Source organism: Propioniciclava sp. MC1595, assembly GCF_017569205.1.
Taxonomy (GTDB): Bacteria; Actinomycetota; Actinomycetes; order Propionibacteriales; family Propionibacteriaceae; genus Propioniciclava.
Map to the genome: position 1 here is coordinate 3,375,939 of NZ_CP071870.1, position 13,369 is coordinate 3,389,307.

A 13,369-nucleotide genomic window follows, 5' to 3' on the forward strand; every position below is an offset into this window, starting at 1 on the left:
GGGATGGCGGTGGGCTAACGAACGTTAGCCGAAGGAGCGCCATGCGACGCCACGCCCGCACCGACTTGTTGGACGCCGCGCAGTCCCGGCTGGCCGAACACGGCTACGCGGGCACGTCGATCCGCGACCTGGCGGCCGATTTCGGCATCAAGGAAAGCTCGGTCTACAAGCACTTCTCCAGCAAGCAGGCACTGCTGGAGACCGTGTTGGCCCGCGCCGATGAGCGGGTGGCCGCGACGGCCACTGCGCTGGGGGTTTCGGATGATGACACCCCGACGCCGCCGCCGCGACCTACGACGGCATCATTCTCGACCGCCTGACCAAGGTCGCGCAGCCGTTGTCGAACTGCATGTGGGGCCACCACACGCGGACACGCCCTCCGTGATGTGAGTATTTGGAGTCGTGAGCGCCACTGATTATTGCGGTTGAGCGCCACTCGATATTCACTCTCAGGGCCACTGGTATTGCCGGTGAGCGCCACCCCGGTCGGTGCGACGCTCACCGGCCCGGGTTCAGCCGGCCGCGGCGGCGGCGGAGTGCTCCCGCATGTTGACGTCGCCGGTCTCGATCCAGAGGGTGTTGTGGACGATGCGGTCCATGATCGCGTCGGCGTGGACCCCTCCGCCGAGGCGCTGGTGCCAGTCCTTCTTCGCGTACTGGGTGCAGAACACCGTCGAGGTGGCGTCGTAGCGGCGTTCGAGGAGCTCGAGCAGCATGGACCGGACGTCGTCGGTGGGCGGGTCGAGCAGCCATTCGTCGATCACGAGGAGCGTGAACGTGGAGTACTTCCGCAACCACTTCTCCCGACCGGCGGGCTTGTCTTTCGCCGCGGTCCAGGTCTCTTCGAGGTCGGGCATGCGGATGTAGTGCGCCCGGTAGCGGTGCTGACACGCCTGCTTCGCCAGCGCCGACCCGAGGTAGCTCTTCCCGGACCCGGTGAACCCTTGGAACACGACGTTCATGTGCCTCGTGATGAACTGGCAGGTCCCGAGCTGCGCGATCACGCCTCTGTCGAGCCCGCGTTGTTCGAGCATGTCGACGCGGCGGAGGTCCGCGTTCGGGTAGCGGAGCCCGGCGCGGCGGATGAGGCCTTCGACTTTGGAGTGGGTGAACGCGGCGTGGGCGTCGTCGACGGCGAGCTTGATCCGCTCCTCGAACACCAGCCCGATCGTGAGGGCGTCGTCTTGGATGTCGAGCGCGTCGACGAGGGCGGGGACGCCCATCTCTCGCAGCTTCCGCTTCGTCTCGGAGTCGAGCCGGCTCATTGGGTGTCTCCTGCGTAGTAGTCGGCGCCGCGGACGTAGCCGGCGGGTTCCTCGTCGGCGGGTTCGAACCATGGGCCTCTGCCGCGTTGGTCCTGATTCGAGTCGAGGATCGGCCGCAGGTGCGCATACCTGGGTGATCGGACTCGGGAATCGAGTGCGATGCCGGCGGCGGCTTCGACCCGGGTGGGGGAGTAGCGGCGGGTCAACCTGAGCACTGCCAGCGCGGCGCCGAGCCCCTGCTCGTCGACGGGGACGGACTCGAAGATGCGGTTCACGATCGTGGTGGTGTTCTCCCCGATCCGAGCGGCCCACTCCCTCGCCCGTTGCGGGTCCATCTGCTGGTAGCGGGGCCCGTCGGGCAGATCCGAGTCGTGCGTCCGGTACTCGTTGACCACCCCGGCTGGGGCGAGGAGATGGCTGGTAAGCCGCTGATCCCCGGCGAACACCTCGAGGGTGGTGTCGGTGATGCGCAGGTCGACGGACCGACCGATGTTCTCGTAAGGGACCGAGTAGAAGTTCCTCTCGAACACCACGTGTCCGTTCTTCTGGACCTTGCGGCCGTAGAGCCACTGCGAGATCTCGAACCGAACCTGCGGGAGCGGCCGCAGCAGCGGCTTCTCCTCACCCTCGAACACCGAAAGCCTCGACCCGGCGCGTTTCTGAAACGGCTTCGCGTTGTAAGCGGCGACGCGTTCGTAGACCGCGGCCCGCAACTCCGGCAGCGTCGCGAAGGTGCGGTCGCGGAGAGCCGCGATCACCACCGTCGCAACGTTCCCGACCGTGCCCTCGACACTCGGCTTGTCCTTCTTATCCCGAATTCGGGATAAGAAGGACTATCCCGAGGATCTGGTTATCCCGAGTCGTGGCCGTTGCTGCTTGTCAACGGGGGCTGTGGCTGGGGATCCTCGGGATAACTACGTGAGGCCTGCGAGTCGGAGGATCAGGTCGTCGTCTCCTTTCCAGAGGGGCGCGAGTTCGGGGGTGGCGCCGGCGGCTTTCTGGATCGCGTCGCGCACCATCTGGTTGTCGGCCGTGGCGTAGACGCTGGTGGTGGTGATGTTGACGTGGCCGAGAAACTCCTTGATGTGCGGCAGGGGTACGCCAGCCCGCAGCATCTGCATGGCCCGCGCGTGGCGCAACTGGTGGGCATGGACCCGTCGGGGGACATCCGGGCAACCCGGCCGGGCGGCTGCCGCGTATTTGTTCAGCAGGTAGTTGATGTTGTCTTGGCTCATCGGCTGGTGACGGCCGGCCCGGACCGTGTAGAACAGCAGCGTTCCCGGCTCTGGTGTGCCGATGTGGAACGCGTCGAGGTACTGGTCAAGGTGACGGCAGGTCTTGTCCATGATCGGGATCGTCCGGGTCTTGTGGCCCTTGCCAGTCAGGATGACCCGGCCGTGCCCGCTGGTGGTGTCGAGGTCGGCGAGGGTCAGGTCGAGGACTTCCTGGATCCGGGCGGCGGCGTCGAACAATAGCAAGAAGATGGTGGTGTCACGGAGGCCCTGGCGGGTGCGCTGGCCCGGAGCGCGGATCAGTGCCTCGACGGCGGGCATGCTCAGCGCGTCCGGGGCGCGGGCCGGTACCCGGGCGGGCCGGACTTGTTTGATGTCCAGCCAGACCGCGACCAGTGCCGGGTCTTCTGCGGCGCAGAACGACAGGAACGACTTGATCGCTGCCAGACGCTGGTTGGCCGAGGCGGGGCTGACGTGTCGGTCGTCGGTCAGCCAGGTGGTGAACCCCCGGATCGTCGCGTGGTCGATGGCTTCGAAGCTGACCGCGGTCAGGTCCAGCCCGCGGGTTTCGTGCAGGTAGGCCAGCAGCATGGTCAGCGCCGTCTTGTACGAGCGGATGGTATGGGCGCTGAGCCGACGTGAGCGCGGCAGGTAGACGGTCAGCCAGGAACGCACGAGCCGGAAGAAGTCATCCGTGTGCATGGGAGGCCTCGGGCAGGACCGACTCGATACTGATGTTGGCCACCTGGCGCAGGTCGGCATGGAAATCGGGGGTCAGGTGGAAGTAGTACCAGGTGTCCTCGGGGTTGCTGTGCCCCAGGTGCAGGCTCAGGTACATCACCAGCGCCTGCGGGTCGCGGCCCGCACGCACCCACCGGTTGACCGTTTCCATCACATGCGCATGCCGCAAGTCGTAGACCCGCGGTGGCGAGCCCGCGCCGGTTGTACCGGTCACCTCGGCGACAGCCAGGAGTTGACCGAACCAGTGGTCCAGGGTGCACGCACTGTAGAAGCCACCGCTCTGGTTCGGGAAGAACGCGACCCGGTTCGGGTGGTGCGCGCGGATCGTGGCGTCGTAGCGGCGGCAGTAGTCGTGCAGGTCGGCCGACAGGTACACCACCCGGTCCTTGTGTCCTTTCGATTCGCGGATCTGGACGGTGCCCTTGGTCAGGTCGACGTCATTGCGGTGGAGTCGGCGGGCCTCGCCGGGGCGCAGACCCAGGCAGTAGATCATCCGGAAGACCACCGGGATGATCAGATGCCGGCACCCGCCGTAAGGGGTCGCCACGATCTGGTCGGCGGCGTCGAAGATCGCCCGCAGTTCTGCGTGGGTGTACAAGTGCGGACGGTAACGGACCTGCTTGCCTGGGATGCCCGGCGGGATCAGATAGGCGTCCACCCCGAGCCCAGCCATGTGTTTGGCCAACTGCCGGACCGGGGTGATGCGTCGCAGCTGCCCGTTGACGTGCTCGCCGGGACGGCTGGTGGCCCAGCGCATCGCCATGTGCCGGCTCAACGTGGCCTGTCCCGGGTACTCGGTGGCGCACATCGCGTCGAACGCGCGCAGGTGTCGCTCCGAGGTCGTGTACGGGTACCCGAGCGCGTGCTTGACTTCGAGCAGGCCGTCGATGTGGCCGGCCAGGCCGCTGACCAGCCCGGTCATGGCCGTGCCCGGTTCGGTTCGATCCCAGTGAAGTCCAGGCAGCACTGCCGCATCCGGGCCTCGTCGCCTGCCAGATAGTGCTTGGCCGAGTCGATGCCGCGATGACCCAACGCACCACTGATCACCGGCAGGGGCACGTCTTGCTGGAGCATGCCGGTCGCCAACGACGCCCGCAGCACCCGCATCCCTCGCCCCGTACCACTGGTGTTGACCGTCTGGGCGCGGGCGAACGCGCCCGCCGCCACGTGATACAGGTCGGAGCAGCCCAAGCTGACGTGCGGGGCCTGGGAACGCAGGAACACGTGATCGTCGAGCGCGTGAGCCGGTCGGTCGGACAGGAGATAGTCGGTGAGCGCCGCGCCGACGTCGGCCAGCAGCGGCAGCACCACCACCGTCCCGGTCTTGTGCTGGGTCACCGTGATCATCGCTTGGCGCCAATCGATGTCTGCCAGCCGAAGACCGGCGACATCGCTGGGACGCAGCCCCGTCCTGGCCGCCAGTAAGAGCATCGCCCGGTTCCGGCGTCCTACCGGTGTGGCCGGATCGGGGGAAGCCACCACCAACTCCACGTCGTCAGCCGACAACACCACCAGCGTCCGCACACGCCTGCAGTTCGCCGCCGGCACCGCCGGCGACAGCCGCGCGGACCGGCCGGTGTCCTCAAGGAACCGGCACCACACCCGCAAAGCGGTCAACACGGTCCGCATACTGCCCGGTGAGTAGCTGACGCCGAGGAAGGCCACCGCCGCCGACACGTCCCCCGCGGACACCCGCCGCACATCGACCACTCCGCGCTCCGGCAGCCAGGCCAGGACCTTCCGGCTGACCGTCGCGTATAGGGCCGTCGTGGCCGGTGCCAGTCCCTGGCCGGTCAGCCACTGCTCGAACTGTTCCTGTACCGGACGGAACTCCGTAGTCAGGCCCTCATTGCGGTGCCGTCCTCGAGTCACTTTCCACGTGTACGTGCCGGTCGAGGCCACTTCCGACAACACCAACATGCCCTTGCGGAGCAGCTTGCGTTTCCACTCCTTGATGCGGCCCTCAGCGTGCTCGGCAGCCACCCACCGCAGGAACCCGGCCACCACCTCGTCGGTCAGTTCAACAACGTCAGGCTCGCCGCAGAACACCTCGACCCGGGACCACGCCCACCGGTACTGCCACAACGTTGAGGGCGCATGCCCCAAAGCGCTGACCGCCGCGTCGGCCCGCGCGATCACCTCGCCAACAAAGACACCCATGTCCGCTCACCTCCAAGCGAAAACCCAGCAGAGACGAGCAACGTACGACTGGAACGCCAGGAGCGTGATTATCCCGAGGATCCCCAGCCACAGCCCCCGTTGACAAGCAGCAACGGCCACGACTCGGGATAACCAGATCCTCGGGATAGTCCTTCGGCTTCTTCACCCGCCCGGGCAGCACCGCCGCCGAATAGTGCGCCGCGAGCTCCCGATACGCGTCGTTCAGCACCACCTCGCCCTCGGCAGGGTGCTTGATCACACCCGCCTTCAGGTTGTCCGGAACGATCCGCGGGACGGACCCGCCGAACCAGTCGAACATCGCCGTGTTCGCGCGCAGCCAGGTGTCCTGCTTCATATCCAGGGCCGGCTCGACGAACGAATACCTCGAGAACGGCAGCGTCGCGACGAACAAGTAGACCCTCGTCGCCTGCCCGGTGACCGGGTCGCTGAGCTGCATAGTCTTGCCCGACCAGTCGACCTCGACCGTCTGCCCGGCCTTATGACCGACCCGCGACGCCGCCCCGATCACCAGCACGTGACGCTGGTAGGTCTTGCAGAACCGGTCGTAGCCCATCGCCGTCTCACCCTTGGCCCGGCAGGCATCGACGTACTCGCCATGCAGCAGCTTCAACGTCACCCCGACCCTCGCGAGCTCCCGATGCACCTTGTCCCAGTCCGGCTGCGCGTGAACACTCTCGTGCTCACCACGCCCGGGGAACAGCCGCGCATACACGTCCGCCTCCTCGAGCTCCGCGACGTCGTCCCAGCCGACGCCCTCCCGGTCAGCGGCGTCGAGCACCGCCGACACCGAGTGCCGAGACATACCCTGCGCCGCGATCTGCCGACCCGTGAGCCCCTCCGCGCGAAGCCTCAACACCAGCTTCGCCTTGATCCTGCGTACCATCCGAACTACTCCTTCTGCCGCGTGATCAGCCACGCGGCAGAAGGAGCCTAGGAAGGCGGCGCCGAACCCGAATACTCGGTGGCGCTCAACGACGCGAACGCGCCCACGAGCAGGTGGCGCTCAACCGCAATACTCGTGGCGCTCAGAGAAGCGAATATTCAGTGATGCGAAGGACTCAAAGCGGGACGAAGGGCCCGCACGACCCAACAACCCGCGCCGCCGATCATCCGCTCTTGCCGCGGTCAGCGCGGTGTCGCGGTCGGTTCCTGCCGAAGACAGAACGTTGCGCGGACCGCATATCGTCAGACCATGGACGTCGAATGGGCACTCGAAGAGCTTCGTCGATTCATCGGCCTCACCAAGCTCCGCCAGCCGGCATCCGGCGGGGGCGTGGTCTTCATGGGGGACTTCGCGAGCCCCGTCGGGAGGAACGACGACATCGTCGCCGCAGCACAGGTGGTCGAGCAGATCCTTGATCGTGTCCTGCCGCGATGGCGAACCGAGGTACCTGACGACGGCAAGGAGCGATGGGTCAGGCATCACCAGGCGGCCATCCGCGCCGTCACCGCACTTGAGCGCCAGACCGAGCTGGCCGAACGACTCGGAGACAATGCACCGTCCATCAGCGCGGCTGATCTTCACCCCTGGATCTGGTCAGCGGCACGATCTCTCTGGCAGTCGGGCCACTATCGCGAGGCCATCAGAGCAGCCACGATCAAGATCAACGCTGAGACTCAGAATAGGGTGAGCCGCCGCGACGTTGCCGAAACGGACCTTTTCAAACAGGCATATAGCGATGACCCGCCCCAGCCCGGCAAGCCACGCCTGCGGCCCGCCGGGGACGACGGCGGCAAGACTGCCAAGTCCCTCCGCCGCGGCGTCGCAGCACTCGCCGAAGGCTGTTTCGCGGCCCTGCGCAATCCTTCCAGCCATGACGAGATCCAGGAACTGAGTGAGCAGGAGGCGGTGGAACAGCTAGCAACCCTGAGCGTGCTCGCCCGCCTGGTCGACGGGAGCACCACCGCCCAGGCCTGACCGCACGACGTCCGGTTCGGCAGCACAGTGCGCGAGGGCAGCCTGCCGGCTGTCGGACCCGAGCGCACGCCCTGACATGCCGCTGACGGCGCTCCCCACCTCCCAGGTCGTGGCACCGAGCATCCCGGCCGGCACGGACTGAACGACGCCCCCGACCGTGCGGGCCGGGGGCGTCCTGAGGTTCAACCGCCAGCAGGTCTAAGCGGGCACCTTGTTGGACTTTGTGCGGTTGCAGCGCCAGCAGAGCGTCTGGAGATTCTCAGGAGTCGACATGCCACCTCGAGACACCGGGGTGATGTGGTCCACCTCCAAGAGGAGGTGAGGTTCGGCTGCCACCGAGATCGTACATGTCTGGCACGTGTGGTTATCGCGGTCCTTGATGAAGCTGCGCAGCCTGGTAGTCATGAGTGCACGCTGGCCCGCAGCACTCTTGCGGAACCGGATCCGCTCGGACATCTTCTCTATCAGGGCATCGATCGTGTCTGACGTGAGCTTGACGGTGGTCCGCTGAGACGAATTCCCTCCGGCGCTGACGTACTCGAACACGTACTCCGGATACGGAATCTCAATCGGCGAGAGCTCAACTCCCATCTGCTCCATGAACCGCGTGCGGTAGTGCTTCATGATGAACTTGGGCGGGTTGATAGAGTTGGTGATGCTCGCCTCGCGATCGTGAAGGTTCTGGATCGCGCCTTCGAGACTGGAGATGCTCTCGCCCAAGCTCTCCACCCTCTCCAGGGACTGCTCGTTGGCCTTTATGTCGAAGTACCGCATCAGGTAGGTCAGCGGGTCGCCGCTCGCGTTGCGGACGACCTGCAGGGAGCAGTTGTGAACGTTGGGCGCCTGGAAGTTGGCGACGTTCCTGTCCCGCTTGTAGTTGTGTCGACTCGTGTTCTCATATGTAGCGAGGTGGGACTCGCCCCCCGTAGAGGAGACTCCAAGCTCGAACAGTTTACGGTTCCGAATCTCGGAGGCATAGTCCGTGATCTCGTTGTGCTCCTTGACTACCGCCGACAACTCCGCCTTAGCCGACTGGAACTCCTCGCTTGCGAAGTAGCGCTTCATCCGGATGTACCTGACCACAGGTACGGCAGCGATCATCAGGATGATGACCAGAACCACTGTCCCTGAGGTGGGGTCGTTCATGATCTGGCCCAAGGCTCCAAGAGCGAGCAGTGCATACCCAACGATGGATAGACATGACTTGGAGGATGAGGGGGTGGCACTTGCCATTGCTGAGTCTTCCCTTCGGGGCTTAGCCTCGATCTTTCGTCGGGCTGGCTTGGGTCGTTGTGACGGCTTGAGGATCACCGTGTTGGTGTGATTCTGCCGGGTGGGTGTGACGGTTTCCCGGAGGTGGCTCCGGTGGGCAGGGGTTCCAGGGTCCCGGTGGGTGTTTCGGCTTGTCGGGGCAGGGTCCGGGCTGTCGTGTCAGGTGCTGTCCAGAGTGGTGAGGGTGGTCAGGGCGCCGATGAGGACGGCCGCCCAGGGGTGGTGGGCGGCGTAGCGGAGCCGCACCTGTCGGCTGCCCCGGACCAGGACGGCGGGGATCGTGTACAGCCGGTAGCGGAGCCTCTTGGGTTCCCACCGGCGGGCACTGTCAGCGTCGGCCAGGGCGAGCATCTGCATCCAGGCGGTGAGCTCGCAGGCGAGGGCGACGATGGCGCACCAGACCTGGTTCTGCGCGAACGAGTACAGGGGCAGGTTCGTCAGCCCAGTGTCTTTGGCGAGCCGGATCCGGTCCTCGCAGCGGGCCCTTCGACGGTGGCGGAGTTCGAGGTCGGCCAACTGGCCGCGGGTGGTGTTGGTGGCGAACGCGGTGATGCGGTGGCCGTCGACGTCGGTGATCCGTAGTTGGGCGCCGGGATGGGGGCGTTCTTTGCGGATGATGACCCGCATCCCGGGCGGCCAGCCCGACAGGTCGAGCAGCCCGGTGAGTTCGGCGACCCAGGCGCCGTCGCGGGGCTGCCGGTCGGCGTCGTAAGCGGGGGTCCACACGCGGTCTGGGATCTTCTCGATCAGCATGCCGGCGTCGCTGGGCAGGGTCCAGCCGACCGAGTACTGGACCCGTTGGCCGGTGAGCCAGTCGAGGAGTTGGTGGCTGTGCCCGGCACCATCGGCCCTGACCAACACCCGTTTCCCGGGCCGCGTGGCGGACCGGCCCGGCAGCTGCTTGAACGCTTGCCGCAGGACGGTGATGTGGTCGGCGGCGGTGTTGGAGCCGGCGTTCCCGGGCCGCAGCAAGAGGGCGAGGGGCTCCCCGGTCCCATCACGGCCGTGATCGACGAACACGCACAAGGGGTGGAACCCGTAGCCCTTCTTGAACGTCGGCTTGGCATGCTCCTTGTCCGAGTGCGCCGTCACCAACGTGGCGTCCACGTCCACGATCAACGGGTGCTCCACGCTCATGCCGGAGTCGGGGGCGTGCTCACCGGCCAGCAACCAGGCGCGGGTCCGGGCAGCGGCGCGGGCGGCGTCGATGGCCTTCAACACCCGTGGGGCATCGGCGGCGAGCAGGCTGATCAGCCTCGAGATGGTCGGGTCGGAAGCCACCATCCCGTAGACGGCCGGCTCGGACCGGAGCAGCGCAGCATCGGCGAGGCAGTCCCCACCCAACGCCAGAGTGATCGCCAGGTCGGACAGGATCTTGCCCGGGTCGTGGGTCGCGAGCGGTTTCCGCCACCGCGCCAACGCCGTCGACAACTCGCGGGTGAGGCCGGTCACCACCGCTGTCTTCGTGAGCAGCATGCCGCCGGCGTGGCCCACGACCCGGGTGGCTCCGGCGTCGTGGCGGGGTTGGGGATACGCGGCGGTACGCTTCACGTTGAAAGTGCTTCCTTCGCGTGGGGTGAGTGGGACTTCGCAATCACATTCTCCCAAGCCGGAAGCACTTTCGCTGTTCAAACCACCGAGTCAGACCCCACCCTCATGAAAGCGCGAGGTTAGCGGTGGCTGGCTCCACCTGTCCCTAGCCAAGCTATCGGGGCCCTGTGACAGTTCGTTGCCTGTCCAGCCACCGCCTGTTGATGTGGCCTGGGTTTGGCCGGCCCCGACCACCGTTGGGTGGTCGCGGCCGAGCTCGACTGGTTGTTCCTGTTGGTGGCCGGCCACGTGGAGCTGACTGACGCGGTGCTCGCTGATCCTGGGTTGGAGGCCCACCAGGTGCTGATGAACGCACCCTTGGACTGGACCAGCGACACGATCAACCCGCCCTTCTCGCAATGCCAGTGAGTCACCGGAACTTCCGTCTCTCAGGGTGCAAGGCGAACATCCGGACATGCCGCCGTCCGGAAGTGCCGATGGGCTGACGTTGACGCACAGCGACCGACCGTTGCGGTGCGCCCTATGGTGTACCGCATGCGGCTGGCCCCTGACCTGCGGATCGTTCTCAAGAGTGGCTGAGAAACCAGAGGTCACGACTGTCACCCGCCGGGTCTCGTTGCCCCCAGGGTCGCCGCCGCTGTCCACCCTCATGCCGCCATGGCTCGGTCATGATGGTTCATACGTGCTCGCTGAGCTCGACGTAGACGCTCCTCGCGGCCCGTGGGCGATGATCGATCTCGACTCCGGCCGGGCGGGTGTCGGGCGCCGGATGCGGCAGATCTGGGGGGCACTTCTGGACGGTCAGGGACCCGCAACTGCTCGGCACCTCTGGCGGCGTCATCGAGGTCGACCTGAGCGGCCCCAGCACGGTGCGTGAACTGCATCAGGGGGTTGGCCACGGCCGCGACGGTGCGGAGACGGAGTTCCTCCGCCTGGACCATCGCCACGTCCTGGCTGCAGCGCTCGGACAACAGAGAGCCAAGGTCATCGATCTGGACCGCTGGGCCGTCGTGAACTCACAAGTCGAAATCACTTCGCCGTGGGTAGCGCTTGGCGACACCCCCACGCGAATCTGGTCGCTACCAAGAGGAGAAGTCGCCTCCCTGAACGCCTCGCACGAGGTGACGCACCGGACAACTGCCCCTGCCGCGCTGGCCGCAGCTCGCTCGACGCGCGCGCTGTATGCACTCGTCGGCGAGCTGCGGCCGCGTCGCGGCACCGCCTGGTGGCATGCAATTGGCCGGGACCTACTTCCCACCGGTCTCCAGCAGTATCTGGACAGCCCGCTGGACGAGGTTGAGCTCTGCAAGCTGGACCCTCGAACCCTCGAAGTCAAGGCCGCCCGTCGCCTCGGCTCCCTCGCGCAGGTGCTGGAGGAAGCGCTCGCCACCACCCTTGCCGATGATGAGGAGTGGAGCACCGGCCTGCTGCACCGCTGCCTCAGCACCGATGCTGCCGGAAGGCCCGCCCTCGTGGCCGGCAGTCGTGTCGTCGTCCTCGATGACAACACGCTAAGGCCGGTCACGGATACACGACTCCCCAATACCGGGTCGTCCACCTGGGCATCTCAAAACGGCCAATCCCGAGCTGTTGCTACCAGTTCCGACCGGGTATACATCGCTGACTGGTGATGTCCCAGCAGCGTCCTGTCAGGCCGCAGGTCGCGACTACCTCGTGGGGAGGTGGAGCGAGAATTCACCCCATGAGGTACTGCGCGCAGATGGCCGCCACGGAGGTGGTCCAGATCATCGCGTGGCTTGAGGCCGCCGGTGTGATCTATCAGATCAACGGTGGATGGGGCGTCGACGGACTGGTGGGCCGACAGACCCGCCCGCACCAAGATCTAGACGTGTTCATCGATGCACATCACGAGGCCAACTTCTTGACCTGGCTGACCTCTCGCGGTTACCGGGTCACGCAGGATTGGCGCCCGGTCCGCGTCGAACTCTCGAGCCCCGGAGGGCGAGTGGATGTTCACCCGATGCGAATGGATGCGGCCGGCAATGGGGTGCAAGAGGGCCTCGACGGCGAGGTGTATGTCCACGCCGCTGAGCATCGAGTCAACGGTCACATCGACGGGCACGCGGTCGTCGTAGCCAGCGCCCAGCGGGCGCGGGCGCTTCGCAGTGGCTACCCTCCGCGCGAGGTCGACCTACACGATCTCGCCCTGCTCGACGACCTGTAAGGCATCCTGTTCTGCCGCACGCAGGTGGTCACTTGTGTATGGCGTGGCCGTCGGGTCGGGAACATCATCGGGTATGTCCAGTGCTGAGCCTGTCCTGTTCCCCGTCCTCATCGACGCTGCCACCGATCCCTTGGTGAAGGCGGTCGCTGCCTATCTGGCCCGCTACCGGGCCCAGACCCGCGTGCACACCGAGTCCGACCTGCGCGCGTTTCTGGTGTGGTGCCGGGAACGGGGTATCGACCCGTTGAAGGCGAGCCGCGCGCAGATCGAGTTGTACGTCCGCTGGATGCAGGAAGTCCGCCACTTCCAGCCGTCCACGGTCAGCCGACGCGTGTCGGTGGTGGTTGGCTTCTACCGCACCTGTGTCATCGACCAAGTCCTGGCCCAGTCGCCAGCGGACTACGTGCGCCGCCCGAACGTACCACCCGAGTCACCCACGCTCGGCTTGTCACATCTGCAATTCGAAGCCCTGCTCAGCGCGGCGCGCACCTCAGGCAACACCAACGACTTCGCCCTGGTGACCATGCTCGGCCTGCTCGGGTTGCGGATCTTCGAAGCCTGCGGCGCCAACATCACCGACCTCGGTGAGGAACACGGGCATCGCGTCCTGAAGGTCCGCGGGAAGGGCGGCAAGGTCGTCCTCACCCCCCTGCCACCCGCCGTCCAGCGGGCGATCGAACGCGCTGTCGGCGGTCGCGCCGACGGACCCATCCTGCGCACGATCCGAGGGACCCGCATGGACCGGCATGCCGCGACCCGCCGGTTGAAGCACCTCGCCGACCAGGCCGGCGTGCGGCTACCCAGGATGCACCCCCACATGCTGCGTCACACGTTCGTGACGACCATGCTGGATGCCGGCGTCGACCTCCGCGACGTGCAGATCGCGGCCCGGCACGCCGACCCGCGAACCACGATGCGCTACGACCGAGCCCGCAAGAACCTCGACCGTCACCCGAACTACATCCTCGCCGCCTACATGGCCTCCGGCACCTGACAGCGCTCGACGGCACCGGATGGGCAGGCC

13 protein-coding genes and 1 pseudogene are annotated in these 13,369 nt (G+C 66.4%); 6 read left to right on the forward strand and 8 right to left on the reverse strand.

What is annotated here, in order from left to right:
* Positions 1–41: 41 nt before the first annotated feature.
* Positions 42–320, forward strand: coding sequence for a TetR/AcrR family transcriptional regulator (locus tag J4N02_RS16335; RefSeq protein ID WP_188334787.1), 279 nt, complete (start codon positions 42–44; stop codon positions 318–320).
* A 192-nt stretch (positions 321–512) separates the two neighbouring features.
* Here J4N02_RS16335 and J4N02_RS16340 read toward each other — a convergent pair whose 3' ends face one another.
* The 6 genes and pseudogenes from J4N02_RS16340 to J4N02_RS16365 form a co-directional block, all read right to left on the reverse strand.
* Positions 513–1,265, reverse strand: a complete 753-nt coding sequence (locus J4N02_RS16340) for an ATP-binding protein (protein WP_208091035.1) — start codon at positions 1,263–1,265, stop codon at positions 513–515.
* Positions 1,262–2,026, reverse strand: coding sequence for a Mu transposase domain-containing protein (locus J4N02_RS16345; RefSeq protein WP_188334785.1), 765 nt, complete (start codon positions 2,024–2,026; stop codon positions 1,262–1,264). The genes J4N02_RS16340 and J4N02_RS16345 overlap by 4 nt, the downstream gene beginning before the upstream one ends.
* A gap of 153 nt (positions 2,027–2,179) precedes the next feature.
* Positions 2,180–3,199, reverse strand: coding sequence for a tyrosine-type recombinase/integrase (locus J4N02_RS16350; RefSeq protein WP_182818952.1), 1,020 nt, complete (start codon positions 3,197–3,199; stop codon positions 2,180–2,182).
* On the reverse strand, positions 3,186–4,160 hold the full coding sequence (locus J4N02_RS16355) for a tyrosine-type recombinase/integrase (RefSeq protein WP_182818950.1): 975 nt from the start codon (positions 4,158–4,160) through the stop codon (positions 3,186–3,188). Before J4N02_RS16355 ends, J4N02_RS16350 begins: the two co-directional genes overlap by 14 nt.
* Positions 4,157–5,398 carry a tyrosine-type recombinase/integrase gene (locus J4N02_RS16360; RefSeq protein WP_182818949.1) on the reverse strand — a complete coding sequence of 414 codons (1,242 nt, stop codon included), beginning with the start codon at positions 5,396–5,398 and terminating at the stop codon, positions 4,157–4,159. The genes J4N02_RS16355 and J4N02_RS16360 overlap by 4 nt, the downstream gene beginning before the upstream one ends.
* A 148-nt stretch (positions 5,399–5,546) precedes the next feature.
* Positions 5,547–6,302, reverse strand: a pseudogene (locus J4N02_RS16365) (IS21 family transposase); the annotation flags it as partial.
* Between the two features lie 309 nt (positions 6,303–6,611).
* On the opposite strand from J4N02_RS16365, the gene J4N02_RS16370 reads away from it, so the two are divergent.
* Positions 6,612–7,337 carry a TIGR02391 family protein gene (locus J4N02_RS16370; RefSeq protein ID WP_188334839.1) on the forward strand — a complete coding sequence of 242 codons (726 nt, stop codon included), beginning with the start codon at positions 6,612–6,614 and terminating at the stop codon, positions 7,335–7,337.
* Positions 7,338–7,535: 198 nt separating this feature from the next.
* On the opposite strand, the gene J4N02_RS16375 is transcribed toward J4N02_RS16370, so the two are convergent.
* Together J4N02_RS16375 and J4N02_RS16380 are read right to left on the reverse strand one after the other, a co-directional pair.
* Positions 7,536–8,483, reverse strand: coding sequence for an HNH endonuclease (locus J4N02_RS16375; protein ID WP_188334838.1), 948 nt, complete (start codon positions 8,481–8,483; stop codon positions 7,536–7,538).
* A 285-nt stretch (positions 8,484–8,768) separates the two neighbouring features.
* Complete coding sequence (locus tag J4N02_RS16380; protein WP_188334849.1) at positions 8,769–10,160, reverse strand: IS1380 family transposase; 1,392 nt, start codon at positions 10,158–10,160, stop codon at positions 8,769–8,771.
* A 240-nt stretch (positions 10,161–10,400) separates the two neighbouring features.
* Here J4N02_RS16380 and J4N02_RS16385 point away from each other — a divergent pair, with 240 nt between their 5' ends.
* The 4 genes from J4N02_RS16385 (at position 10,401) to J4N02_RS16400 (ending at position 13,339) form a co-directional block, all read left to right on the forward strand.
* Positions 10,401–10,568, forward strand: coding sequence for a hypothetical protein (locus J4N02_RS16385; protein WP_182818903.1), 168 nt, complete (start codon positions 10,401–10,403; stop codon positions 10,566–10,568).
* Between the two features lie 347 nt (positions 10,569–10,915).
* Complete coding sequence (locus J4N02_RS16390) at positions 10,916–11,791, forward strand: hypothetical protein (RefSeq protein ID WP_188334848.1); 876 nt, start codon at positions 10,916–10,918, stop codon at positions 11,789–11,791.
* Positions 11,792–11,862: 71 nt separating this feature from the next.
* Positions 11,863–12,345 carry a nucleotidyltransferase domain-containing protein gene (locus J4N02_RS16395; protein ID WP_182816899.1) on the forward strand — a complete coding sequence of 161 codons (483 nt, stop codon included), beginning with the start codon at positions 11,863–11,865 and terminating at the stop codon, positions 12,343–12,345.
* Positions 12,346–12,418: 73 nt separating this feature from the next.
* Complete coding sequence (locus J4N02_RS16400) at positions 12,419–13,339, forward strand: tyrosine-type recombinase/integrase (RefSeq protein WP_188334692.1); 921 nt, start codon at positions 12,419–12,421, stop codon at positions 13,337–13,339.
* Positions 13,340–13,369: the final 30 nt, after the last annotated feature.